The following is a 22220-nucleotide window of genomic DNA, read 5'->3' as shown; positions in this document are numbered from 1 at the left end:
CTCCAAGTTCATCAGGACCCCATCATTTCATGCGTATTGCATTGTTCTGCTGCGACGACTTCGGCGAGCGAATCGCCGTTCTTGCCGTGGAACGGACCGACCGAAAAGCCGTACTTCTTCAGAAGACCATGAGTATAAGAGACCGACCACACGGGCGGGCTGCCGATGATGAAATCCGATGCGATCCCTTCCTGCCACGCCGAATAACCTTCGGCGAAACAGGTGTAGCAGTCGCGCGTGGACGGCAGCCTGAACGGGAACGCGGTGTCGAGTCCGGCGGGGCCACGCGCGAAGCATTCAATATAGAGCGTGTGACCGCGAGAAGCGAGTTCCGCTTCGACGCTTGCGGCGCGCGGATGCGAGTCGTCGATCCAGAATTGCGCGCGTTTGAGATCGGCCGCGGTAAGGTAAGGCACGCTCGTACTGCTCGCGAGAATCGCGCCGTCGAAGTCCGGCAGCGGCGTGTCGGGGCTGAAGGTATGGACCGACACCTTCGATTTGCCGAGCAGGTCCGACGCGAGCAGTTCCTTCGCCTGATCGATCAGCAGGTTGATCTTGTCCGGCAGATCGATCAACACCAGCTCCTTGGGCGCATCCTTGTACAGCAGATACTTCGCGACCGTCGTGCCGAGCCGGCCGGCCGCGCCGAACAGCGCGAGCTTCGTGTTGCCGAGTTCGAGGTCGAGCTGCTCGCAGCAATGCATCGCCCAGTCCTTCAGCATCGCCGCGGTCGCCGCGTGCCCGGTGGTAATGTGCGGCGGCTTGATCGGCCGCGGCAGCGCGCCGTAATTGCACGCGTACGGCGTCGACGCGCCCATCGCGACCATGTTCAAGCCCGCCTTTCTGGCGAGTTCGAGCGCCGGAAAGAATTGCGTCTCGCGAAAACGCTTGATGCCGCGCGGGCTGCCGAGCCACATTTCCAGCGGCACCGGGCACGCGATATTCGCCCCGATCACCTGCGAGCCTGAATAGATCGGCGACGCGATGAAAGGCCTGGTTTTCCACAATTCCTCTTCGAACGATTCGCTTCGTTCGCGAACGTTATGAAAAGAAAATGAAAGAGTTTCCCAGTCGGTCGCGTGAAACAGAAAACCGACACCCCCCTGACGGGTCGGCAAGCTATCGCGGATCTGTTCCGGGCGAATTTCGTGTTTGAGCTCGATCGGTGCACTATTCCGATGCAAAAGAAGTCCGGTTGGCTCGTTTGAAACAATTGACACGTCTCGAAGGAGAGCGGTTTTCATTGGTTTTTCCTTGGTTTTGAATAGACGCTGGAAAAGTCAGCGCGCGGCGTGGCCAGCCGGTCGGACCGGCGACCCATCAACTCTAGAGAAATCCGCGCGAATGCGCCCGTCTGTTCGTGCACACAGGCATTCAAGAGCGCTCTGAGAAGAGCTGCCCGCCGGCTGGGAATCGGCTTTGGGCGAACTTCTGAAAGAATGTCGGTAAAACTTTCGATGTATTACGGCGCGTCGCGCGCCGTAATTGAATGTCAAAAAGGACCGCTCGACGGTCCTTTGCTTGCATCTCAGGCGAACTCCGGATTAGCGGGTGATGCTATAGCCGATTCGCGCCATCCAGCGATGCTGGTTGTAGTCGAGAAGGTCCTCGCCATAACCGGAAAAGAAGCCAAGCCACAGGTACCCGCCCCAGCGGCTATTGATCAGCTTCGCCAATGGATAGGTGAACTGCGTATCGATGCTGCCTTTGCCGCCCCGCGTTCCTTTGCGCAGTGTCGTGTCCAGTTGCCAGCCGTCGTGACTGCCGTAGATGAGCCGCAGGTCCACATAGCCGCGATAGTCGGCGATGTCGTGGTTCTCGCCGGCGATGTGCGCATAGTAATAAATCTTCGGCGCGACCGTCAGATGGTAGCCGTTGAGATCGCCGAAATCCCAGATCGGCTTCACGAAGAGAATGTCGATGCCGCGCGATTCGGGACCGTCACGGCCGTTCGATTCGTGTTCGTAGCCGGCCATCATGCCCATCCTGCTCCACCACTTGCTCTTCCAGCCGGTGTCTTCGAGATAGTAGAAGAGTGCCGGCTTATAGCTGGTGTCGCGGAACGGCGCCGAGTACTCGCGGATATCCCACAACGAGGTTTGCGTATAAGCGAAGTACAGGTTGTCCACCAACCCACGCGAGCGCGGATCGTCCGGAATGACCAGACGGAACTTGAAGCTCAGCTGGAATTTCGCGAGGTTGTCGCCGTTCGAGCCATCGGCGAAATAGGTCGGTTCGTACGCGGAAAAGCGGCTCAGGAAAGTGTTGATTTGCGGTACCGGCGCATCGGGTCGCGACGGTGCGGGCGACGACGCGATCAAGCTGGTCGACGACGGTTCGCCGCTCGCCGTGCTTGCCGCCATTGTTCCATGTGCATTGCCGGCCGACGCGAGCGCCGCGTCGTTGCCGGAGTGCCGCGGACGCGTCAGCAGCACATACGATGGCGACACGTCGAGTTCCGGCACGTCGATCTGCATTGCGCCGCGCGCCCATTCGGGCCAGCTGCCGGTATAGCGGACCGCCTTCATTTCGCCGGCGGCGAGCTTCAGATGATCGGGCGCGCCGCTTTCGCGCGTGAGCGTCAACCGGTGCGGCATCGTGTCGGCATTGCTGATCGCGATGGTCAATTGCGCCGGCACGTCGACTTCGGTGCCGCCGGGCTGATCGCCGGCATAGACGACCGTCACTTCGAGCGGACTGCTCGATAGCGCTTCGCGCGGCGGACGCAAGACGGAAACGCCAGCGACGCTATACACAGAGTAGCTGCCGAGCACCAGCGCGCCGATGCAAAGCGATAAGCGGGGCAGTAGCCTGGAGAATGAGCTGGAAAACGAGCTGGAAAACGAGCTGGAAAATGGACTTGAGGATAATCCGGGAACTCGCGAGCGGTGGCTGCGCACGGCGAACTGGCGGTCCTTCTTCACGCGAGACATCAATCGATTCCGCACAGGGAGCTCCTATTGGTCTACGAGTTCGGGTCGCAATCAGACGATAGGGTTGAAGCGCGCAATTGGGTACAGAATCAGGGCCGGCGTGTTTCTTTCGGAAACGCCGACGCATGCCGGTTCCCGCAATCCGGATTTTTGCCCATTCTGCCAGTGCCATTACCTATTGCGTGAGTGGAAAAAAGAATCAGCAGCGCTATCGGAGCAAATAGCGGGCGGAAATGCGGGTAATGCGGACGTGTCGTTGCATTTGCGCAACGAAGGTTTAATGTCAAATCGCGTGTCAATCGCGAGCTGGTATTTCCCGTCGCCGGATCAGTCATTTTCGTTATGGCAATTGCGCGTCAATCGGCGAGTCGCTTTTTCGGCAATTCGTTGCGCGGCGAATGGGACGGCTGAATGCTTTCTTCAATAGGCGAATTGCCGGTATCGCTCCGGCGCGGACGCATTTTCGAGTTCGCTCACCCGCGGCATATGGCGCAACAGGCGCTTCGCGCGTGACGCCAATTGCCCATAGACGCGTCATCGAGTCGTTCGGTCGCAAAGCGGCCCACGGTTGTCTCCTTTATCGAATCGTTGAGTTGGGGGTGCCTTGGGCTTCCCCGGATGCCTGGACATGCCGCTCACTCCGTCGGCGAGACGAGCAGCGACACCGGCACGCCTCGACAATCGACCTCCGCGAGGACCGTCGCGCCGAGCCCGGCGCCCGACCTGGTGCGCGCTTCGGACGGGCTCGCGTCGCGCTCGATGTGCAGAATGTTCAGCGGCCAGGACGGCCGCGTCAGCCGCTCGTGAGCAAGCGCGCCGACCCACAGCGGCGCCGCGGACGTGCCGTCGTCGACCGTGTAGCCGCTCGGCCACAAGCGAAGCACGTAGCGCTCCTCGCGCGATTCGCCGGGCCGCATGAAGACCAGCGACGATGGCACGCCGTTGTTCAGCTTCGGCAGCACCGGCAGCGACACGGCCGCGACGTCGGGCGAGGCGAGTGACAGCAGGCTGTGCGCAGACACGTCGGTGCCCTCGACCCAGCCCTGCGCGCGCAACTGCTCGCGTATCGAAGCAGGCTCCGATACCCATTGCAGCGTCAGCGGCTCCTTGCGATCACCGCCCATATCGGAGCGAAAGCACGGCAGACGCTTCCACTCGGAGTGCTGCCACTGAGCCTGCGTGAGCTGCACGGGCGGCGGTTGCGGCGCGCTGTCCGGCGGCGTCGGCATCGCGACGCCGAGCTGCAGGCCAACGCTGAGCGCCACGACCGCGAGCACCACGAGCGGCATCAAACGGCGCTGCGGCGGCGGCTGCGGATGCCGCCAGATCGCCGTCAGCGCGATCAGCGCGACCCACACATACGCGAGCGCCGCCCCGCCGATCGCGTCGGACACCCAGTAGCGGCCGAAGTAGACCCCCGCCAGCGCGACCACGATCACGACGATGATGCTCGCCCCCGCAACCAGCACGCCTTCGAGCTTGCCGACCCGGCGCGCGAGCAGGAACGCGAGAAAGCCATAGACGATCACCGTCGCGGCGACGTGATTGCTCGGAAACACGAAGTGGCTCGTCACCAGCTCATTGGGCGGAGCGCGGCGCATCGCGAGTTGCAGCCCGAGAATCAGCAGCTGCGAAAACGCGACCGCCGCGAGCCAGTAGGTGATCGTGCGCCAGCGCCGCTCCCATACCATCCATAGGGCAACCGTGACGATCAGCGCGATCAGCGTGATGCCGCTGCCGAGCGTCCCGAGCGCCGCGAGCACCGAGTCGCCCCACGGCGTGCGCACCGATTGCAGGAAATGATAGACGGACAGGTCGACGGTGGTCAGCGGATCGCCGCTGACGACATCCTCGAGGACCCCGAAAAAAAGCGCGCCGGCCATCAGCACGATTAGCGACGTCACGAGGAGGTGGGTCGCATCGGGCGTGTCGGGGTCGAGCATGCGCCGCGCGACCCGCCCGAGCGGACCCGGATGGCGGCATGCCCAACTGCCGAGACGACGGCCCGCCGCGCTCGACCACGCGTTCGCGTGCGACATCAGAAACCCTGCGCCGCGAAAGCTGAGCCAAACGATGCACACCAGCATCGCGATGATCACGACGAGCCGGAACGACACCGCGCCCGCGAGCAGCACCGACGCGCCGAATACGACGCCGGGCAGGATGTGCGCGGGCGCCCACAGCAACGCGGACAGCACGTTGATCGCGAAGAAGCGCAGCGGCCGCATGCCCATCATGCCCGCGACGACCGGCACGATCGCCCGCAACGGGCCGATGAAGCGGGCGAGCGCGACGCTCTTCGCGCCATGCTTCAGAAAGAAGCGTTGACCCGCGTCGAGCACGCCGGGATGCGTGCGCAACGGCCACAGAATGACGATGCGTTCCTTGTAGCGATCGCCGAGCCAGAAGCTGATGCCGTCGCCGGCGACCGCGCCGACGATCGCCCACGCGAAGACCCACGCAAGACTCAGTGTGCCGGTGCCCGTCAGCGCGCCGGCGAGGAACATCGCGGTGCTGCCGGGAATGAAGGTGCCGATCACCGCGATCGCTTCGAGAAAAGCGGCGAGGAACACGACCGCGAGCATCCACGTCGAGTGGCCGGCGAGCAGATGCAAAAGGTGGATGTAGGCGTGCTCCATCGTGCGCGGTCGGCCGTTCGAGCGTAACGACCGATCATAACGCGCACAGAATTGCCGTGGGCGCGGGCGGGAGCGGCGCCGCTGCATCGCTCGGGCGATCGGCTCAGAATGGATGTCGTGGCTCGGCGGATCGATGCACTCGGAGGTAGCTATGAAGACAGCAACAGGTGGGATCGTGCGGTTGGTGTTGCTTGCGGCTCTGTTGGCGGTTGGAGCCGTGCGGGCGGTAGAGGCCCAGCAACTGGGCAATTCTGGCGGTAGTCAAAACGGAACCCGTGCGGGCACCAATGCCGGCACTAGCGCGGGCACCGGCAATGCGGCTGTCGCGATGGGCATCGGTACTGGCGTCAGCCCGAGTGCCGTGCCGGGGCCCGGCATGTCGGCGGGCGGCTCGTATGGCCTCGGCTCCGGTGGCGCGACCGGCTCGGGTGCCGCACCCAACAACATGCGCGCGAACGGCACGGCGCTGTACATGAATCCGGACCCGCGCGCGCCGAACGTGAGCGGCCGCGCGGCGCCGCCGCGCTAGCGCAGCGCATATAGAATGCAGGTCCGATCCGACCACCGGGGGAAGCGAATGGCGCACGGCGAACACAAATACCACGTATCGGTGCAATGGACCGGCAACCGTGGCAGCGGCACGTCCGGCTACCGCGACTACGGCCGCGATCACGTGATTGCTTCTGGCGGCAAGCCCGACATTCCGGGCTCGTCGGACCCGGCGTTTCTCGGCGACGCGACGCGCTGGAATCCCGAGGAGCTGCTGGTCGCGTCGGCGAGCGCGTGTCATAAGCTGTGGTATCTGCATCTGTGCTCTGACGCGGGCATCGTCGTGCTCGACTATCGCGACGACGCGGAAGGCACGATGCTCGACACCGCGCAGGAAGGTCGCTTCTCGCAGATCGTGCTGCGCCCGCGCGTGACGATCCGCGCGGGCGGTGACGTCGAACGGGCCGCGCATCTGCATCACGTCGCGCATCAGAAGTGCTACGTCGCGAATTCGATCAACTTTCCGATTCTCTGCGAGCCGGTGGTGGAGACGGACGCGCGTTGATGCGCCTGCGGCGGCGCGAAGCGTGCGGGAAGCCGGCTACACGCCGGCCTAACGCCCGCTAGCGCTCAACGATTGCCGTCGAGCAGATCGCCGAGCAGTTCGTCGAACGCGGCCTGCGCGTCTTCGAGTTCCTGCAGCGCGGCGTCGAATGTCTGCAGCGCAAATTGCGAGGGTTTGCCGCTGCCGGCCGGCGGGAATTGCGATTGCAACGACGCGAACGCCGTCTGCACGCGCGTGGTCGCGGTCAACACGCGATCCATTGCGGCCGTTTCTTCGGCTCGCGCCTTGTCGTGATCCATGAGAACTCCGGGGTCGTCGGATTGCGTCGGAACGGCTCGCGCCGCCTCAAAAAGGGACTAACGGGTGACTATGCCACGTTCGCGCTCAGGAGAGCGGCAGACCGCCATACGCTTTCACTTCGCGCAACGATAAGGCCGATTCGACCGACGTCACGCCCGGCAGGCCGCGCAGTTCGTCGCGCATGAACGTGCCGTAGTCGTCGAGGTCGCGCGCGACGATCTGCAGGATGTAGTCGGCGCTGCCCGATACGTTGTGGCACGACAGGATACGCGGGATCGCCTGCACCTCGCGCTCGAAGCGCGTCGCCACCACGCGGTCGTGCACCGCGAAGCGCACATGCACGAATGCGACCACGCCCAGACCCAGCGCGGCGCGCGACAGCACCGCGCGGTAGCGGTCGATATAACCATCCTTCTCCAGGCGCTTCAGACGCCGCGCGCACGGTGTCTCGCTGAGGCCGACCATCTCGGCGAGACGCGCATTCGACATGCGGCCGTCGTTTTGCAGCGCGGCGAGAATCGCGCGATCGGTTTTGTCGAGGTCGTCGGCGGGCATGGTCCGGAGGTGGTTGTTGAGGGCGGGTGGAAGACGCCATAGGATGACGAAATATTAGCGCATTCCACCATTGCGGAGATGTGCGGAACAGAAAATCGCCAGCAAACCCTCCACATCCGATAGCAACATGGAGCCTCGAAGAACAAGGAGGCTCCGATGATTTCCGCTCACCTGCTGGCCGTCTATGTGGCGGCATTGATCGTCGTTTATGCGGTGCCTGGGCCGGACATGGCGCTGATCCTGCAAACCAGCATCGCGCGCGGCGTGCGCAGCGGCTTCGCGGCGGCCGCGGGGCTCGGCGTGTCGCGCGCGACCCACGTGACGCTGTCGGCCTGCGGCATGGCGGCGCTGCTGCGCAACGCGCCGTGGCTGTACGACGCGGTGCGCTATGCCGGCGCGATCTATCTCGCGTGGGTCGGCATTCAGATCTTCCTCTCGCCCGGGTTCGCGTTGCCCGCCGGTTCACGCGACACGCAAGCGGCCGACGCGTCGCGGCCGTTGCGGAGCGCGTTCGTCAAAGGTCTGCTGACCAATCTGCTGAACCCGAAGGCGCTATTGTTCTGCTCGGTGCTGTTGCCGCAATTCGTGCGGCCGGAAGCGGGGCCTGTGGTGTGGCAGATGATCGAACTCGGCGTCGTGCTGCTCGCGATCGGCGTATGCTTCGACGCGTTGTATGCGATCGGGGCAGCGCGCATCGCCAACTGGCTGCGCGCCCATCCTTTGGCGCAGACGGTGCAGCGGTGGACGTTTTCGGCTGCGTTGATCGGCTTTGCGCTGCGGCTTTCGCTGGATTGAGGCTCGGCGTTGCGGTCAGCGGGCGACGGGCGTCGCCGACCGCTTACTTTTTCAGTGCCAGGTGATTGTGTTAATAAAGCCGATAGCGCAGCGGGCCGCGAGACCGGTGCGCTGCAGAACAGGCGGGCGCGCCCACCCGCTGCGACACAACCACCTTCTCACGTCCGTCGATGAAAACCCACCTTCTCACGTCCGTCGATGAAAACCTTCCTGCTGTATGTCGTGACCGCTGTTGCCGAGATTCTCGGCTGCTACCTGCCATGGCGCTGGCTAAAGGAGGACGGCTCCGCATGGCTGTTGCTGCCAGGTGCGGCAAGCCTTGCGCTGTTCGCCTGGCTGCTGACGCTGCATGGCACCGCCGCGGGCCGCGTGTATGCGGCCTACGGCGGCGTGTACGTAGCGGTCGCGATTGCGTGGCTGTGGGTCGTGGACGAGGTGCGACCCACGCTGTGGGACGCGGCTGGCGCCGCGCTGACGCTGGCCGGCATGGCGGTGATCGCATTCCAGCCGCGCCTGCACGCGTGAGCGCGGCGCCGCGCGATCGACGACCCGCCCGCTTCCTTTACTGCGGCAATCCGCCCAGATAGTCGAGCTTGCCGAGCTCGACACCGTTATGACGCAGGATGTCGTACGCGGTCGTCACGTGGAAAAAGAAGTTCGGCAGCACGAAACCGAACAGATATGACGATCCCGTGAACTCGATCGGGCCCGGCCGCATTTTCAGCGTGACCGTGCGGCTTTCCGAGCCGTCTATCTGCGCCGCGTTGAATTCCTTCAGGTAATCGATCGTCTTCTGGATACGGGCACGCAGTTCGTCGAAAGTCTGCTCGACGTCCTCGAACTTCGGCGGCTCCACGCCGGCGAGGCGCGCCGCGCAACCCTTCGCGGTATCGCTCGCGATATACACCTGGCGTACGAGCGGCAGCATGTCCGGCGCGAGCCGGGCATTCGTGAACACCGCCGGCTCGATCTGCTTCGCGGCGGCGTGCGCCTCGGCTTTGCCCAGGATCGCCTGCAGATTCGTGAGGCCGCGAATCAGCACAGGCAGTGATGCTTGATACATCGAAATTGACATGGGTTCCTCTGATTTCTCGATCGTGCGCGCAGACGGCGCGCGCGGCAATGAAACGGCGGGAATGCCGCTTCAGCATCATAGCGTGCCGCATCCACAGCCGCGCGTTAGCCATTCGGACGACTGCCGCGCGCGCCGGAACTGTGTTCGAATGCCTTGGTCGGACGCTTGGAAGAAGTTCTTGATCAACCCCTGCTGGCGTATCGCGAAACGATGCGCCCATGCAGGCGCGTGGCGTGCTTGCCCGTCGCCGGGCCACGCGGTCGTGTGAGATCGTGTGCGCCGCCACGCAAACAGGAGAATTGACACCATGGTCACCAAGCATGCATTGCCGGGCAGCGAGCGGAAGGTCGAGCAGGGCACGAAGGTCATCGGGCAATGCGATCCCGCCGAGCGGATCGAGGTCTTCGTGATACTGCGCCGCCAGCAGCAGGCGCAGTTCGACGCATTGATGAAACGCATCGCGGCCGGCGACGCGAGCGTTAAGCCGCTGTCGCGCGAGGCGCTCGCCCAGGACTACGGCGCGGCGCCCGAGGACATCGGGAAGGTCCGCGCCTTCGCGGCCGCGCATGGGCTCACCGTCGCGCGCGAAGATTCGGCGGCGCGCTCGGTTCTGCTAAGCGGCACCATCGCGCAGTTCCAGAGCGCGTTCGAGGTCAAGCTCGAGCTCTACCAGCACCACGTGGCCGGCCAGTTCCGTGGCCGCGCCGGCGCGATCAGCGTGCCGGACGATCTGCATGGCGTCGTCGAAGCGGTGCTCGGGCTCGACAACCGGCCGCAGGCGCGGCCGCACTTTCGCATCCGGCCGCCGTTCGTGCCGGCGCGCGCCCTGCAGGTGTCGTACACGCCGCCGCAGCTCGCGTCGCTTTACCAGTTTCCGCAAGGTGACGGCGGCGGCCAGTGCGTCGGCATCATCGAGCTTGGCGGCGGCTACAACACGTCGGACCTAAAAACCTATTTCTCGAGCCTCGGCGTGAGCGAGCCGACCGTGACCCCGGTGGGCGTCGATCAGGCCGGCAACCAGCCGAGCGGCGACCCGAACGGGCCGGACGGCGAGGTCACGCTCGACATCGAGATCGTCGGTGCGATCGTGCCGCGCGCGGCCATCGCCGTGTACTTCACGCAGAACAGCGACGCCGGCTTCATCGACGCGGTGAGCCGCGCGGTGCACGACACGACCAACAAGCCGTCGGTGATCTCGATCAGTTGGGGCGCGCCGGAATCGGTCTGGACCAGCCAGTCGATGCAGGCGCTCAATAGCGTGCTGCAATCCGCGGCGGCGCTCGGCGTGACGGTCTGCGCGGCCTCGGGCGACAGCGGGTCGAGCGACGGCTCGGGCGGCGGCGACGCGGTCGACTTCCCGGCGTCGAGCCCGTACGTGCTCGCCTGCGGCGGCACGCACCTGAGCGCGTCGGGTTCGGCGATCACGCGCGAGGTCGTGTGGAACGACGGCGCGCAGGGCGGTGCGAGTGGCGGCGGCGTCAGCACGGCGTTTCCGGTACCGGCGTGGCAGGGGGGGTTGTCGGCCACGGCGACGGGGAGCGGCAGCCAGCCGCTCAGCGGACGCGGCGTGCCGGATGTCGCGGGCGATGCGTCGCCATTGACCGGCTACGACGTGCTGATCGACGGCACGCAAACGGTGGTGGGCGGCACCAGCGCGGTCGCGCCGCTGTGGGCGGCGCTGATCGCGCGCATCAACGCGGCGAAGGGACAGCCGGCCGGCTTCGTCAACGCGAAGCTGTACAAGGCGCCGGGCGTGTGCAACGACATTACGCAGGGCAACAACGGCAGCTTCGCGGCGTCGAAGGGCTGGGACGCCTGCACCGGACTTGGCAGTCCCAATGGCGCGAAGGTGGCGGGCGCACTATAGTCTGCAACACAGCCCATAACACAACGACAAGACGTAAGAACGAAGACGCACGGCACGTAAAACGAACCCTTGGAGCGATCATGAATACAGAATCAGCTTCCGGTAGTCAGCATTCGCCGCACAACACACATGCCGTGGCCTCGTCAGGCGCGCTCACCGCCACAAGCGCGCCGCACAAGGCCGGCGACCAGCCGCTATTCGATCCGGTTGCCTATGGCAACGGCCCGGACGATTCAGTCACCGAAACGGTCGAGACGGCCGCGATCACGCATCATTCGGTGACGATCGGCGGACACCAGATCCACTACACGGCGACTGCGGGCCATCTGGTGATCGTCGATCCGAGCAGCTCGCAGCCGTCGGCGAGGATGTTCTACGTCGCGTTCACGCAGGACAATCAGACGGAGGAGACGCGGCCGGTCACGTTCTTCTATAACGGCGGCCCGGGGTCCTCGTCAGTATTCGTGCTGCTAGGCTCGTTCGCGCCGAGCCGCATCAAAACGTCGATGCCGGGCTTCACACCGCCCGCGCCGTATTCACTTGAAGACAATCCGGACAGTCTGCTCGACAAAAGCGACCTCGTGTTTATCAACCCGGTCGGCACCGGGTATTCGGCGGCGATCGCGCCGAAGAAGAATCGCGACTTCTGGGGCGTCGATCAGGACGCGGATTCGATCAAGCAGTTCATCAAGCGTTTTCTGACGAAGAACAACCGCTGGAATTCGCCGAAGTATCTGTTCGGCGAGTCCTACGGCACCGCTCGTAGCTGCGTGCTCGCGTACCGGTTGCACGAGGATGGGGTCGATCTGAACGGCATCACGCTGCAATCGTCGATTCTCGATTACACGCAATCGGGCAATCCGGTCGGCGCGCTGCCCACGGCGGCCGCGGACGCGTGGTATCACAAGAAGCTCGGCGCCGCGCCGCGCCCGACCGATCTCGGCGCGTTCGCCGAGGAGGTCGCGCAATTCGCGCGCACCGACTACCTGGCCGCGCTGCGCAAGTTTCCGACCACAGATTCGGCGACCGTCGAAAAACTCAGCGAATACACCGGCATCGACAAAACGACGCTGCTCGCGTGGAGCCTCGACATCGCGGGCTACGACAGCCGCGGCAATTCGCTGTTCCTGACCACGTTGCTGAAGTCGCAAGGCCTCGCGCTCGGCGCCTACGACGGCCGCGTGACCGCAATCGACACCGGCATCGCCGGCAAGATCGACCCGAACTCCGGCGGCAACGATCCGACGATGACGGCTGTTACCGGCGTCTACACGACGATGTGGAACGTGTATCTGAACGAGCAGTTGAAGTACACGTCGAACTCGTCGTTCACCGACCTCAACGATCAGGCGTTCAAGTACTGGGATTTCAGCCATATCGATCCGACCGGCGCGCAAAAGGGCGTCGACTCGAAAGGCGACATCATTCTGTACACCGCCGGCGATCTTGCGGCCGTGATGGCGCTCAATCCCGACCTCAAGGTGCTATCGGCGAACGGCTTCTTCGATTTCGTCACGCCGTTCTATCAGACCGTGCTCGATCTGCAGCAAATGCCGCTGCTCAGTCAGCAGGTGCGGCAGAACCTGTCGGCGCGATTCTATCCGTCGGGGCATATGGTCTATCTCGACGGCGGTTCGCGCACCGCGCTGAAAGCCGACCTCGCAAAGATGTACGAAGCGACAGTGTCGAACGCGCAAGCGCTCGGGCGGATCCGCGCTTTGCAGGCGCGGGTTGCGAAGTAGCGGCGGCAAGCTGCGCGCGGGCCCCGCCGAATCGGTCGGGCACGCGCGCAGCCATATGCGGCTTTTGTACTATCCAGATTGAATGTGTTTTAATTGCCTGGCGAATTGGATTACCGCGTGCCGCCGCCGGCGCGCAGACGAATGAACGCAGGCATCGCAGACACACATCGGCGCGGTCTTTCCCGCGACACTACCCGCAGCAATGACGTGGCCAACGCGTCGCGGCTCGCGCGCAAGCGCGTCTTTTGCCCGCGCGTGCGCGCGACGCATCGTACGCTGCTCGTCAGCGTCGGCGCGCTGCTCGCGCTGTTCATCGGGGACGCCGTCGCGCAACAGAGCGCCGTGCTCGACGAACGCGTGACCCAGCAGTCGATCGGCCAAACGATTTGCCGCCGAGGTTATGCGGAAACCGTCGCGCCGCCATTCGACGAACTGGTGGCGCACAAGGATCGCATGCTTGCCGCGCGCGGCATCGAGATGGATGACGGCGCCGGGCTCGCGCTCGACCGGCGCGTGCCGATCGTGCTCGGCGGATCGCCCGATGCGCCGGCCAATCTCGATCTGTTGCCGTGGGCCGGCCCGCAGGGTGAGCGTCGCAAGGCGCGCGCGGCGGCGATGCTCAAGCGCTGTGTCTGCGAAGGCAAGCTGAGTCTCGCGCAGGCGCAAGCGGCGATCGTCGGCAACTGGTCGGCGGTATATGCGGGTTTTGGCCAGGCGTCCTGCGACGTGAGCCGGCTCGACGTCGCGACCGGCGACGACGATGGCGTCGACAGCGAAGACAGCCGGCGCGGCGACGCGCGTCAGCGTGAGAGCCCGCGTTGAGCGCGTCGCGCATCGGCGCGCCCGCGCATTCCTCGCGAAACGACGGTTCGCTGCCCCTCACTTTTTTCGGAGAAACACGATGACCCATTCCCGTCTCGCCGCCGTTGCGCTGACGATCGGCTGCCTGAGCGGCAGCGCCGCCGCAGTTGCCGCCGCGCCCGCGCATTGCGCGCGCGCCGATGCGCTCGAAATTCGCGGCGACGTGCCCGCGGCGCTCAGCTTCGACGTGTATCGGCAACTGCGCCCGCTGAATGCGCGGCGCATCGCGCTATTCGAGGCCGCCGGCGAAGTGAAGCGTCTGCCCGACGGCCTGCCGGTGTGCCAGATCGCCGACGACGGCGTCGACGATCCTTCCGCCGTGCTGGTCCGTCTGCCGCAGGGCAAGAATGCCTGGTGGGTGAGCGCGGCGAACGTGCAAGCGGCGGACTGATCGGCGCGATCAGTCCGCCTTCGCCCATGTCCCCCGTACGATGCCTTCGACGATACAACTTCGTGCCAGGCCGGGGCCGGCCAGGCATGCCGGCTGCTGAAGCAGCTGATGCTTATTTAGGGTTGGCGCGACTGATTCAGGTACAGTGCATCGACGAGGACACTGCGTCTAGTGTGTCCGATGTCGAAGCGGGCTATCCTGACAACAGGACAAAATTCGCACAGGAGATTTGAACGATGGCCTTCTACTTGTCATGGCTCGCTATGGGGTTGGCCGGCGCGACCGGCGTCGTCGCGCTTCGCGCACTCGCCGCGGCTCAGGCGAAGCAGCGTGCCGCGCTGCGACCGGTGCGCATTTCAAGCCATGACGGCCGGACGGACCGTCAGGCGCGGCGAGGGTAGGCCGCATGAACCTGACCGTGCGCAATATCGCCGAATCGTGCAGCGAGCAGGACGTGCGGGAATTTCTGAAGCGCGAACTTGGCCATTACGCGAAACACGTCGAGGTGGTGGACGCCGGCAAGCCCAGCGCATACGCGACGGTCGAACTCGACGCGAGCGTTCCGTATGTCGGCGACGTGATCGCGCGGCAGATTCACGGCAAGCATCTGGGCGGCCAGCCGCTCGAAGCGAGCGCCGACCTGTTCAGCGGCGAACCGCCGGCCAAGCGGTAAGCTCGATTCTTTTCGAAGGCGGTGCACATGGGCGACGACGCGCGCATGCCCACCGCGTTTGTTCGTATCGGAGAGCCGTCGGCGGCCTTTTCATCGCCCATCCGGCGATATTGCCGTGCACGAAATCCCGCTGGGATTCGTCCGCGAACGATACGCCGTTTTTATCGAGCGACTCGAGCATCGCATCGGCGGCCCGCTTGATATCGATAGTCACATTTTCGTCGGCGCGAATGAAACGCAGTGCCTGTTGCGCGCAGTGCCTGTTGCGCATCGGCTTCATCGCGTTGTTTGCCGTAAGGCAGGCGGACTGCGACGAAACGCGCGTTGTAATGGTTCGCGCGCAAACGCTCGACCGCGAGTTGCGCGAGACGTCCGGCCGTTGTCGAATCGACGCCGCCGCTAATGCCGAGCACATAAGTTTTAAGGTGGCTGCTGCGCAGATAGTGCGCCAGAAAATCAACCCGGCGCTCGATTTCGCGGTTCGCGTCGAATTCGGCGGCGATGTGCATTTCGGCCGCGATGCTGGCCTGGCGGTCGGCTGGATCGAATTGAGCCATCATCTTGTTTTCCTCGTGAGAAAAATCGTTTGAAGCGGATTAAAAGCGGCCTTGAAAAACGGTTTGAGTATCGGGATGCGCCGCGGCTTTCGGTGGATCTTTCGTGGAATGAATCGTGTTCCGCTTTATTGGCTTGATTTTCCGATGGCGGTTTTAATCGCGCATTAATTGTCTTTTGTCTGATACGTCGATTGTCGGAAAATAGCCAATCATTTCGAAGAGAGAGGACTCGACGGTATTTTCATCGACACGCCTCAGTTCGCTGAGTAATATCGTTCGTTCCGAGCGCCGTAGGGACACGGCGTGCAATCAATAATAATCATGTTTGCTCCAAGACGCGATGACATACCCAGATCGGCGTGGCCAGCGGGGATTGAACCGCCTGAGGATTTGCGCGTGGGTTTGCGCAGGCGTTGTATCGAGTGCCGGCGCAATAGCGACGCAAGTTCATGCCGCGGCGCTCGACACCGCACAGTCACCAGCCCTGCCGGCATCCGCGGCGCATGCGGTGAATCTGACCAATCCGGCCAAAGCATCGAATAGCGCGAGCCGGCAGTTGACCACGATCGACGCCGCCACCATCGCCGCGCCCGACGCGGCCGGCGTTGTCGATCCGCGCCGCGCGTTCCTGCTACGTGACATATTCGCGCAGGACGTGACGCGCCGGCTCAGACTGCCCGCCGCGGAGCAGCGCGCGTACGCCGGCCGTCTGGAGAAGGCGCTCAGTGAGAACGAGCTCGGCAATCTGTCGGGCGAGTACGTGGTGCTCGTCGATCGCAATCCGAACGTGCAGGTGCTGCTGATTTACTTCCGCCCGGCGCCGGCCGATAGCTGGCAGATGATCGGCGCATCGCCAGTATCCACCGGACGGCCCGGCGAGTACGATCACTTCGTCACGCCGCTCGGCGTGTTCGAGCATACGCCGGACAACATGGATTTCCGCTCCGAGGGCACGCAGAACGAAAACCACATTCGCGGCTACGGCCGGCGCGACATGCGCATCTTCGACCTCGGCTGGGCGCAGGGCGAACGCGGCTGGGGCAAGGGCGGCATGTCGCAGATGCGCTTCCAGATGCACGCGACCGACCCCGATCGGCTCGAACCGCTGCTCGGCATTCGCCATTCGAAGGGCTGCATACGGATACCCGCGTCGCTGAATACGTTTCTCGATCACTACGGGATTCTCGACGCGGGGTATGCGCAGCTGGTCGATTCCGGCCAATCGCTGTGGGTGCTGAAAAGCGATCGGCAGAACATGCCGTGGGCGGGGCGCTATATCGTCGTCGTCGATTCGCAGCGCAAGAGTCGGCCGGCGTGGTCGCCGGCGCCCGGCGCGGTTGCGCGCGCGAAAATGCCCGCGCGCGCGGATACGGCGGACTGACGGGCGCTGTGTCGCATCGCCGCCGCCAGGTGGTCGTTACGATCTCGCCAGCAGCACGCCAGCCAGAGCGACCGCAAACCCGGCGATCTGCACCGGCAGCAGCGTTTCGCCGAACCCCAGGTAACCTTCGAGCGCGGCGAGCGGCGGCGCGAGAAACATCAGCGCGGTCGCGCGCGCCGCATCGCCGCGCCGGACCATCCAGACGAGCAACGTGACGCTGATGCCGGACAGCATCACGACACCCCACGCGAGCGATGCCCATAGCGTCGGCGACGCGATCCAGCGATGCTCGCCGAGCGCCAGCGCCAGCACCCCCGCGACGACCGCCGCGCCGACATTCTGCACGGCGCTCGCGCTGCGAATGTCGGCGTTCGCGAGCGAGGTCTTCTGGAACAGCGTGCCCGCGGTGATCGCCCCCACCGCGACGATCGATATCAGCACGACCAGCCACGCGGGTGCGTTGCCGTGCGTAGGTGGCGTCGCGGCAGCGAGCTTCGGCGCGAGCACCAGTACCACGCCGGCGAGGCCGAGTGCCATGCCGCTCCAGCCGCGCCGCGACAAGCGCTCGCCGAATAGCGGCGCGGCGACGGCGGCCGTCGCGAGCGGCTGCAGCGCGCCGAGCAGAGCCATCACGCCGGCGCTCAGACCTTGAGCGACGGCCCAGTAGCCGGCGCCGAGATAGACGCCTTGCAGCAGCGCGCCCGCGGCCAGGTGCTTGCCGAAGTCGCGTCCCGTCCGCCAGGCTGCGCGCGCGACGAGCGCGGCCAGCGCGAAGACCAGCGCGGTGCCGCCGAAGCGGGCAAGCAGAAACCGATTGGGATCGGCGTAAGGCGTGATCGCGCGGGCGACCACGAAACCGGTCGACCACAGCACGACGAAGACGGCGGCAAGAAAGGTAGCGAGCATCGAAGCGGGCATTGAGGCGGGCATTGAAGCGGACATTGAAGCGGACGGCGTAAAAAAGCCGCCATGTTGGCGGCACAGGCGGCTCGCGTCTTGTTCGAAGCTGCAACGCACGCTCGGGGCCGTCACCATGCCAGCAGCGTCATTCCCGCTCCGAGCACGCCGCCACAGACGACGCACGCCCACAACAGCCAGCGCGTGCGCCGGTATTCACGCGCGAGATCCGCGAGCAGCTGCGCATTCTGCTGCGGCGTGCCGGTGCGCTCGTGCCGCTGCAGATAGCGCACCGCCAGTTGTGGTACGCGCGGCAGCATATGCGCGAGATGCGGCACCTCCTGCGACAGCCGCTTGAGCCAGCCGCGATGACCGAGATCGCGTCGCGCGATATCGGCGAGCACGCCGCGCGCGATGTTCCAGGTATCGACGCCCGGATGCAGCGCCCGCGCGAGCATCTCTGCCTGCTGGAACGAGCGCTGCGCGGTCGCGAGCCGGCCCGGCACGTGGCCGTCGAACGGCTGCACGCCGTGCAGCAGATGATGAAACAGCGAACCCGCCGAGCGATCCTCGGGCGCCGCGGCGAAGTGCGCTTCGGCGCGCGTGCGCAACTCGGCTTCAAGGGTCTCGGCACGCGTGTCGGGCGGCACGTGGCCGGCCTCGCGATGCATGTCGGCGAGCCGCCCGTAGTCCTGGTCGAAGAGGGCGGTCGCGCCGTGCACGAAGAACTCGCGCTCGTCGCTCGACAGCGTCGCCATGATCGAGAACTCCGCGAGCACGAGGCGCCCAAACGTGTCCGGCTCGATGCTGACGCGCACGCGGCGCGCATCGAGCGTCGCATGGAAGAAGCCATGCTCGAATGCCTGCTCGGTGACCACCTCGACGATATGCGCGGCGAGCGGTGCCAGCTTGATGCCGTGCGCGTGCAGGCCGGGCAGGTCGCTCGCGGGCAGCGTGTTGATGCGCTGCATCGTCAGCGTGTGGTCGGTGCATAGTTCCCAGATCACGTCCGGTACGACGATGCGCTTGTCGCCGTCGAAATGGTGGCCGGTCTGGCTCAGGTTTGCGGCTTCCGCGCGCAGGTCGAAGCGGCGCAGGATGTCGTCGGTGAAGCTTTGCGCGAGCGCGCGCAACTGCAGCCGGCGTGCGACGCGCGACAGCTTTTCGAGCCAGCGCGCGACCCAGCGCAACAGCGCGAGTTCATCGCCGATCTGTTGCAACTGCCGCGCGCGCACGAGCTTGACCGCGACTTCGTGGTGACCTTTGATCGGCACCGCGAGTCGGGCGAAATGGGTTTGCTCGGCAAAGCCGCTGCGTACCGGCTCGAGGTCGACCGCGCTGAACAACTCGGCGAGCGGCCGGCCGAAAGCGCGCGCCAAAGCCAGCGCGGAGTCATCCGGCGACAGCGGCACTTCCATGTGATCGATTGCATCCAGCGCGTCATGCAGCGTGCCGGTCGCGAGCTCCGGGCGCCCGGCGAGCGTCTGCGCAAAGCGGCTCGCGAGCGGACCGAGCGCCGGCAGCAGACCATGCAACTGCTCGCCGCTACGCTCCGACGCATGCACGCGGCCGATCAGCTCGATCATCCAGTGCAGTTTGTGGTCGGGTGGGGCGGCGAGCCAGATCAGGCGCGCGCCGTAACGCAGCGCGTGGAACAGCAGCAGTAGACGGCGAAACAGTGGCGGCATCGGTGGTTCGGTTGACGGTCGAGGCGTTGTGCGCGGGACTCGGCTGGGCGGCGACGTTGCGCTCACCGCATGGTCGACGAGTCGAGCCGTCAAGGTTAGCAGGTCGGCGCCATGGCTGGCGGGTTCGCGCGCAACGGCGGTGCGAGGCGACGTGAGCGTGCCAACAGCGCGCCCTTAGCGCCGCCTGCTCACCAGCACCAACAACGTGTAATACGCGTAATACAATACGGCGGCCTTCCTCAACCACGGCGAAACTCAAGCGTGCCGGTTTCCGGTCTTCACAGATGCTCGCAGAACAACGTCATCAATACATCCTCGCGCAAGTCGCAAAGAACGGCGCGCTGTCGGTCGCCGAACTGGTGCGCGAACTGAACGTATCGCGCGAAACGATCCGCCGCGATCTCAATGCGCTGGCCGGCCGCGGCCTGCTCGTGACGACGCACGGCGGCGCCTTGTCGAGCGATCGGCGCGAGCCCGATCTCGATACCCGCGAAACCGAAAATGCCGGCGCGAAGCGCGCGATCGGCGAGCGCGCGGCCGAGTTCGTGCCGGACGGGGCGTCGCTGATCATCGATTCGGGCAGCACCACGCAGGCGGTAGCGCGGGCGCTGCTCGACCGGCATCGGCTGACGGTCTACACGAACGACTGGCGCATCGCGCTGCTGCTCGGCCGGCGCAACGACAATCGCGTGACGCTGCTCGGCGGCGAGCTGTCCGATATCGAGGACGCCACCTTCGGCCTCGACACCGTGCAGCAGCTGACGCAATACCACGCCGATTTTGCGTTCATCGGCGCGGGCGGGATTTCACCCGACGGCTATCTGACCGACTACAGCCGCATGGCGGCCGAAGTGCGCAGCCGCATGATCGCCGCGGCCGACATGGTGTTGATCGTCGCCGATCATTCGAAGTTCGGACGTGTGACGCCGGTGCGCATCAACGGCATCGAGTCGGCGCGTTATCTGGTCACGGAGCTCGCGCCCGAGCGCACGCTCGGCAAGACGATCACCGCGCATGGCCCCGAGATTCTGATCGCATGAGATGGCCAGGTGGGGCGGTCTCGGCCGCGTTCTTATGCCACTCGTTCTGAGCGCCATTGCGCACCCGCCAAAATCTAAGTAAAAAAAGCTGCGGGTTTCGCTTCAGGTTCCGCACTGCGCAGGCCCCCGAGCATGGCCAGCGCGACACGCGAGTCCCGCGTCCGCGAGCACCGCACCGCCCGCCGCCGCCGCCGGCGCACCCTCCGCAATTTCTCCGACGCATCGTGCATACATCGTCATTTTCGCCATGTACGATCCACACCGTATCGGCGCGCGGCGCTTCGCTTTTGCGTGGCGCGGCGAGGTCTATCGGTTGGCCTGAATTGGCAAATTGTGTCTTTTTTTGGAATTCGGCAAAATGGTCACGGCCTTGTCATCGAAACTTGTGATTCTTGCCGTGCCCGTTCAGGCGCGGCAGGCGGCGCGGGGTCGTAGGCGGCTGTCAGTCAGGCTGGGCGAGTAGCGGCAAAGTTGTCGGCAATCTGCAATCCACGACAGACCGGCGCGGCAACCGCAGCGGGCAACACGCAAGCGGCGCGTGCCGCCGTTCAATCACTACAGGTATGGGTTATCCCCGACCGTCTGGTTTTTAGCCTTTCGGAGAGAGAGCGACATGAAAACGACGAATTCCATTCACGCCGCGGCCGGTCTCGCGCGCAAACTGCTGCCGGCGCTCGTCGCCGCGGCGGCGTTCGGTGGTGCCGCGATGCAGGCTCATGCGGCCGACGCCGTCGTGCTGTACACGGCCGACGGCCTCGAAAATCTGTACAAGGATGTGCTGCCCGCCTTCGAAAAGAAGGAAGGCGTGAAGGTCAATATCGTCACGGCGGGTAGCGGCGAAGTCGTGAACCGCGCGACCATCGAGAAGGATCAGCCGAAGGCCGACGTGCTCGTCACGCTGCCGCCGTTCATCCAGCAGGCCGACCAGAGCGGTCTGCTGCAGGCGTACCAGAGCGCCAACTACAAGAACGTGCCGGCCATCGCGAAGGCGCCGAACGGCGCGTGGGCGACCTTCGTGAACAACTACTTCTCGTTCGCGATCAACCCGGAAGTCACGAAGACCGAGCCCAAGACGTTCGCGGACCTGCTGCACCCGGACTTCAGCGGCAAGGTCGCGTATTCGAATCCGGCGACCGCCGGCGACGGTATGGCGGTGATCATCCTGACTTCGTCGCTGATGGGCGAAGACCAGGCGTTCGACTTTCTGAAGAAGCTCGAGCAGAGCGCCAAGTTCCACACCAAGGGCACGGGCTATCTCGACGTGCTGCTTTCGCGTAATGAGATCGCGGTCGCCAACGGCGATCTGCAGATGGATCTCGACGACGCGGCCAACGGCGGACTGTCGCTGAAGCCGGTGTTCCTCGCCGCCGCCCCCGGCGGTCAGCCGACCACGTTCCAGCTGCCGTACGCGATCGGGCTGATCAAGAACGGCCCGAACCAGGCCGAGGGCAAGAAGCTGATCGACTATCTGATGTCGACCGAAGTGCAGTCGAAGGTGCCGGACATCTTCGGCATTCCGGGGCGCAGCGACGTGCCGCTCGCGGGCAAGAACGGCGAAGCGGTCAAGCAGGCGATCAGCGGCGTCAAGCTGATTCCGGTTGACTGGAACCACGTGATGGCGAAGAAGGCCGACTGGACCGCCCGTTGGAAGAGCGACGTGATCGGTTCGTCGGGCAAACAGACCGAAGTGGTCAAGCCGAAGTAAGTCGATTCAGGCGGCGCTTCGCGCGTAGTGCGCGGCGCCGCCTCAGCATTGATTCTGTTGGAGGACG

The 22220-nt window shown here is 64.9% G+C and carries 22 protein-coding genes and 1 pseudogene; 14 read left to right on the top strand and 9 right to left on the bottom strand.

What is annotated here, in order from left to right; genetic code table 11:
* Nucleotides 1-11: 11 nt before the first annotated feature.
* A complete protein-coding gene (locus tag OKW43_RS01710; protein WP_429444787.1) occupies nt 12-1184 on the bottom strand; it encodes a hypothetical protein in 1173 nt (390 codons plus the stop codon).
* Between the two features lie 360 nt (nt 1185-1544).
* Nucleotides 1545-2774, bottom strand: coding sequence for a phospholipase A (locus OKW43_RS01705; RefSeq protein WP_429444785.1), 1230 nt, complete (start codon nt 2772-2774; stop codon nt 1545-1547).
* 10 nt (nt 2775-2784) lie between these two features.
* On the opposite strand from OKW43_RS01705, the gene OKW43_RS01700 reads away from it, so the two are divergent.
* Nucleotides 2785-3360, top strand: a complete 576-nt coding sequence (locus OKW43_RS01700; protein WP_246530337.1) for a hypothetical protein — start codon at nt 2785-2787, stop codon at nt 3358-3360.
* A gap of 208 nt (nt 3361-3568) precedes the next feature.
* Here the strand turns inward: OKW43_RS01700 and OKW43_RS01695 are convergent, their stop codons facing one another.
* Nucleotides 3569-5572, bottom strand: coding sequence for a bifunctional DedA family/phosphatase PAP2 family protein (locus tag OKW43_RS01695; protein ID WP_187638269.1), 2004 nt, complete (start codon nt 5570-5572; stop codon nt 3569-3571).
* A 151-nt stretch (nt 5573-5723) separates the two neighbouring features.
* Between OKW43_RS01695 and OKW43_RS01690 the strand changes: the two genes are divergently transcribed.
* Nucleotides 5724-6101, top strand: a complete 378-nt coding sequence (locus OKW43_RS01690) for a hypothetical protein (RefSeq protein WP_429444782.1) — start codon at nt 5724-5726, stop codon at nt 6099-6101.
* A gap of 48 nt (nt 6102-6149) precedes the next feature.
* A complete protein-coding gene (locus OKW43_RS01685; protein WP_187638271.1) occupies nt 6150-6626 on the top strand; it encodes an OsmC family protein in 477 nt (158 codons plus the stop codon).
* Between the two features lie 65 nt (nt 6627-6691).
* On the opposite strand, the gene OKW43_RS01680 is transcribed toward OKW43_RS01685, so the two are convergent.
* Both OKW43_RS01680 and OKW43_RS01675 read right to left on the bottom strand, forming a co-directional pair.
* Nucleotides 6692-6925, bottom strand: a complete 234-nt coding sequence (locus OKW43_RS01680; RefSeq protein ID WP_187638272.1) for a hypothetical protein — start codon at nt 6923-6925, stop codon at nt 6692-6694.
* Nucleotides 6926-7010: 85 nt separating this feature from the next.
* Nucleotides 7011-7481: an Lrp/AsnC family transcriptional regulator gene (locus OKW43_RS01675; protein WP_187638273.1), complete on the bottom strand. Its 471-nt coding sequence runs from the start codon at nt 7479-7481 to the stop codon at nt 7011-7013.
* A 156-nt stretch (nt 7482-7637) separates the two neighbouring features.
* On the opposite strand from OKW43_RS01675, the gene OKW43_RS01670 reads away from it, so the two are divergent.
* Entirely contained in the window at nt 7638-8276 is a 639-nt protein-coding gene (locus OKW43_RS01670) for a LysE family translocator (RefSeq protein WP_187638274.1), read from the top strand.
* Between the two features lie 198 nt (nt 8277-8474).
* On the top strand, nt 8475-8801 hold the full coding sequence (locus tag OKW43_RS01665; RefSeq protein ID WP_187638275.1) for a YnfA family protein: 327 nt from the start codon (nt 8475-8477) through the stop codon (nt 8799-8801).
* Nucleotides 8802-8838: 37 nt separating this feature from the next.
* On the opposite strand, the gene OKW43_RS01660 is transcribed toward OKW43_RS01665, so the two are convergent.
* On the bottom strand, nt 8839-9351 hold the full coding sequence (locus OKW43_RS01660) for a DUF1993 domain-containing protein (RefSeq protein ID WP_187638276.1): 513 nt from the start codon (nt 9349-9351) through the stop codon (nt 8839-8841).
* 307 nt (nt 9352-9658) lie between these two features.
* Between OKW43_RS01660 and OKW43_RS01655 the strand changes: the two genes are divergently transcribed.
* From OKW43_RS01655 to OKW43_RS01630, 6 genes are all read left to right on the top strand, one after another.
* Complete coding sequence (locus tag OKW43_RS01655; protein ID WP_187638277.1) at nt 9659-11218, top strand: S53 family peptidase; 1560 nt, start codon at nt 9659-9661, stop codon at nt 11216-11218.
* Nucleotides 11219-11295: 77 nt separating this feature from the next.
* Nucleotides 11296-12960, top strand: coding sequence for a S10 family peptidase (locus OKW43_RS01650; RefSeq protein ID WP_429447295.1), 1665 nt, complete (start codon nt 11296-11298; stop codon nt 12958-12960).
* A 141-nt stretch (nt 12961-13101) separates the two neighbouring features.
* A complete protein-coding gene (locus OKW43_RS01645) occupies nt 13102-13782 on the top strand; it encodes a hypothetical protein (protein ID WP_429444777.1) in 681 nt (226 codons plus the stop codon).
* Between the two features lie 79 nt (nt 13783-13861).
* Nucleotides 13862-14212 carry a hypothetical protein gene (locus OKW43_RS01640; protein WP_187638279.1) on the top strand — a complete coding sequence of 117 codons (351 nt, stop codon included), beginning with the start codon at nt 13862-13864 and terminating at the stop codon, nt 14210-14212.
* Nucleotides 14213-14448: 236 nt separating this feature from the next.
* Nucleotides 14449-14613 (top strand): hypothetical protein, encoded by a 165-nt coding sequence (locus OKW43_RS01635; protein ID WP_187638280.1) that lies wholly within the window; start codon nt 14449-14451, stop codon nt 14611-14613.
* Between the two features lie 5 nt (nt 14614-14618).
* Nucleotides 14619-14885 (top strand): RNA recognition motif domain-containing protein, encoded by a 267-nt coding sequence (locus tag OKW43_RS01630; RefSeq protein WP_187638281.1) that lies wholly within the window; start codon nt 14619-14621, stop codon nt 14883-14885.
* A gap of 106 nt (nt 14886-14991) precedes the next feature.
* Here the strand turns inward: OKW43_RS01630 and OKW43_RS01625 are convergent.
* Nucleotides 14992-15442, bottom strand: a pseudogene (locus OKW43_RS01625) (ammonia-dependent NAD(+) synthetase); the annotation flags it as partial.
* Nucleotides 15443-15875: 433 nt separating this feature from the next.
* Here OKW43_RS01625 and OKW43_RS01620 point away from each other — a divergent pair.
* Nucleotides 15876-16823 carry a L,D-transpeptidase gene (locus tag OKW43_RS01620; RefSeq protein WP_429447293.1) on the top strand — a complete coding sequence of 316 codons (948 nt, stop codon included), beginning with the start codon at nt 15876-15878 and terminating at the stop codon, nt 16821-16823.
* Nucleotides 16824-16859: 36 nt separating this feature from the next.
* Here OKW43_RS01620 and OKW43_RS01615 read toward each other — a convergent pair whose 3' ends face one another.
* Complete coding sequence (locus OKW43_RS01615; protein ID WP_429444774.1) at nt 16860-17729, bottom strand: DMT family transporter; 870 nt, start codon at nt 17727-17729, stop codon at nt 16860-16862.
* A 122-nt stretch (nt 17730-17851) separates the two neighbouring features.
* On the bottom strand, nt 17852-19408 hold the full coding sequence (locus OKW43_RS01610) for an ABC1 kinase family protein (RefSeq protein WP_429444772.1): 1557 nt from the start codon (nt 19406-19408) through the stop codon (nt 17852-17854).
* 284 nt (nt 19409-19692) lie between these two features.
* Between OKW43_RS01610 and OKW43_RS01605 the strand changes: the two genes are divergently transcribed.
* Both OKW43_RS01605 and phnS read left to right on the top strand, forming a co-directional pair.
* On the top strand, nt 19693-20448 hold the full coding sequence (locus OKW43_RS01605; protein ID WP_187638284.1) for a DeoR/GlpR family DNA-binding transcription regulator: 756 nt from the start codon (nt 19693-19695) through the stop codon (nt 20446-20448).
* A gap of 613 nt (nt 20449-21061) precedes the next feature.
* Entirely contained in the window at nt 21062-22153 is a 1092-nt protein-coding gene (gene phnS / locus OKW43_RS01600) for a 2-aminoethylphosphonate ABC transporter substrate-binding protein (protein ID WP_187638285.1), read from the top strand.
* Nucleotides 22154-22220 lie beyond the last annotated feature (67 nt).

The sequence above is a fragment of the Paraburkholderia sp. WC7.3g genome (genome assembly GCF_050436345.1).
Classification (GTDB): domain Bacteria; phylum Pseudomonadota; class Gammaproteobacteria; order Burkholderiales; family Burkholderiaceae; genus Paraburkholderia; species Paraburkholderia podalyriae.
Note: the sequence above shows the minus strand (reverse complement) of the source record. Positions and strands in the feature narration are given on the sequence as shown.

What these genes read in the sequence shown, in the direction of transcription:
- OKW43_RS01630 (WP_187638281.1), top strand. Translation starts at nt 14,619, where the DNA reads ATGAACCTGACCGTGCGCAATATCGCCGAATCGTGCAGCGAGCAGGAC.
- OKW43_RS01660 (WP_187638276.1), bottom strand. Translation starts at nt 9,351, where the DNA reads ATGTCAATTTCGATGTATCAAGCATCACTGCCTGTGCTGATTCGCGGC.
- phnS (WP_187638285.1), top strand. Translation starts at nt 21,062, where the DNA reads ATGAAAACGACGAATTCCATTCACGCCGCGGCCGGTCTCGCGCGCAAA.
- OKW43_RS01685 (WP_187638271.1), top strand. Translation starts at nt 6,150, where the DNA reads ATGGCGCACGGCGAACACAAATACCACGTATCGGTGCAATGGACCGGC.
- OKW43_RS01610 (WP_429444772.1), bottom strand. Translation starts at nt 19,408, where the DNA reads ATGCCGCCACTGTTTCGCCGTCTACTGCTGCTGTTCCACGCGCTGCGT.
- OKW43_RS01655 (WP_187638277.1), top strand. Translation starts at nt 9,659, where the DNA reads ATGGTCACCAAGCATGCATTGCCGGGCAGCGAGCGGAAGGTCGAGCAG.
- OKW43_RS01675 (WP_187638273.1), bottom strand. Translation starts at nt 7,481, where the DNA reads ATGCCCGCCGACGACCTCGACAAAACCGATCGCGCGATTCTCGCCGCG.
- OKW43_RS01605 (WP_187638284.1), top strand. Translation starts at nt 19,693, where the DNA reads ATGCTCGCAGAACAACGTCATCAATACATCCTCGCGCAAGTCGCAAAG.
- OKW43_RS01670 (WP_187638274.1), top strand. Translation starts at nt 7,638, where the DNA reads ATGATTTCCGCTCACCTGCTGGCCGTCTATGTGGCGGCATTGATCGTC.
- OKW43_RS01700 (WP_246530337.1), top strand. Translation starts at nt 2,785, where the DNA reads ATGCAAAGCGATAAGCGGGGCAGTAGCCTGGAGAATGAGCTGGAAAAC.
- OKW43_RS01695 (WP_187638269.1), bottom strand. Translation starts at nt 5,572, where the DNA reads ATGGAGCACGCCTACATCCACCTTTTGCATCTGCTCGCCGGCCACTCG.
- OKW43_RS01690 (WP_429444782.1), top strand. Translation starts at nt 5,724, where the DNA reads ATGAAGACAGCAACAGGTGGGATCGTGCGGTTGGTGTTGCTTGCGGCT.
- OKW43_RS01615 (WP_429444774.1), bottom strand. Translation starts at nt 17,729, where the DNA reads ATGCTCGCTACCTTTCTTGCCGCCGTCTTCGTCGTGCTGTGGTCGACC.
- OKW43_RS01665 (WP_187638275.1), top strand. Translation starts at nt 8,475, where the DNA reads ATGAAAACCTTCCTGCTGTATGTCGTGACCGCTGTTGCCGAGATTCTC.
- OKW43_RS01645 (WP_429444777.1), top strand. Translation starts at nt 13,102, where the DNA reads ATGAACGCAGGCATCGCAGACACACATCGGCGCGGTCTTTCCCGCGAC.
- OKW43_RS01680 (WP_187638272.1), bottom strand. Translation starts at nt 6,925, where the DNA reads ATGGATCACGACAAGGCGCGAGCCGAAGAAACGGCCGCAATGGATCGC.
- OKW43_RS01640 (WP_187638279.1), top strand. Translation starts at nt 13,862, where the DNA reads ATGACCCATTCCCGTCTCGCCGCCGTTGCGCTGACGATCGGCTGCCTG.
- OKW43_RS01635 (WP_187638280.1), top strand. Translation starts at nt 14,449, where the DNA reads ATGGCCTTCTACTTGTCATGGCTCGCTATGGGGTTGGCCGGCGCGACC.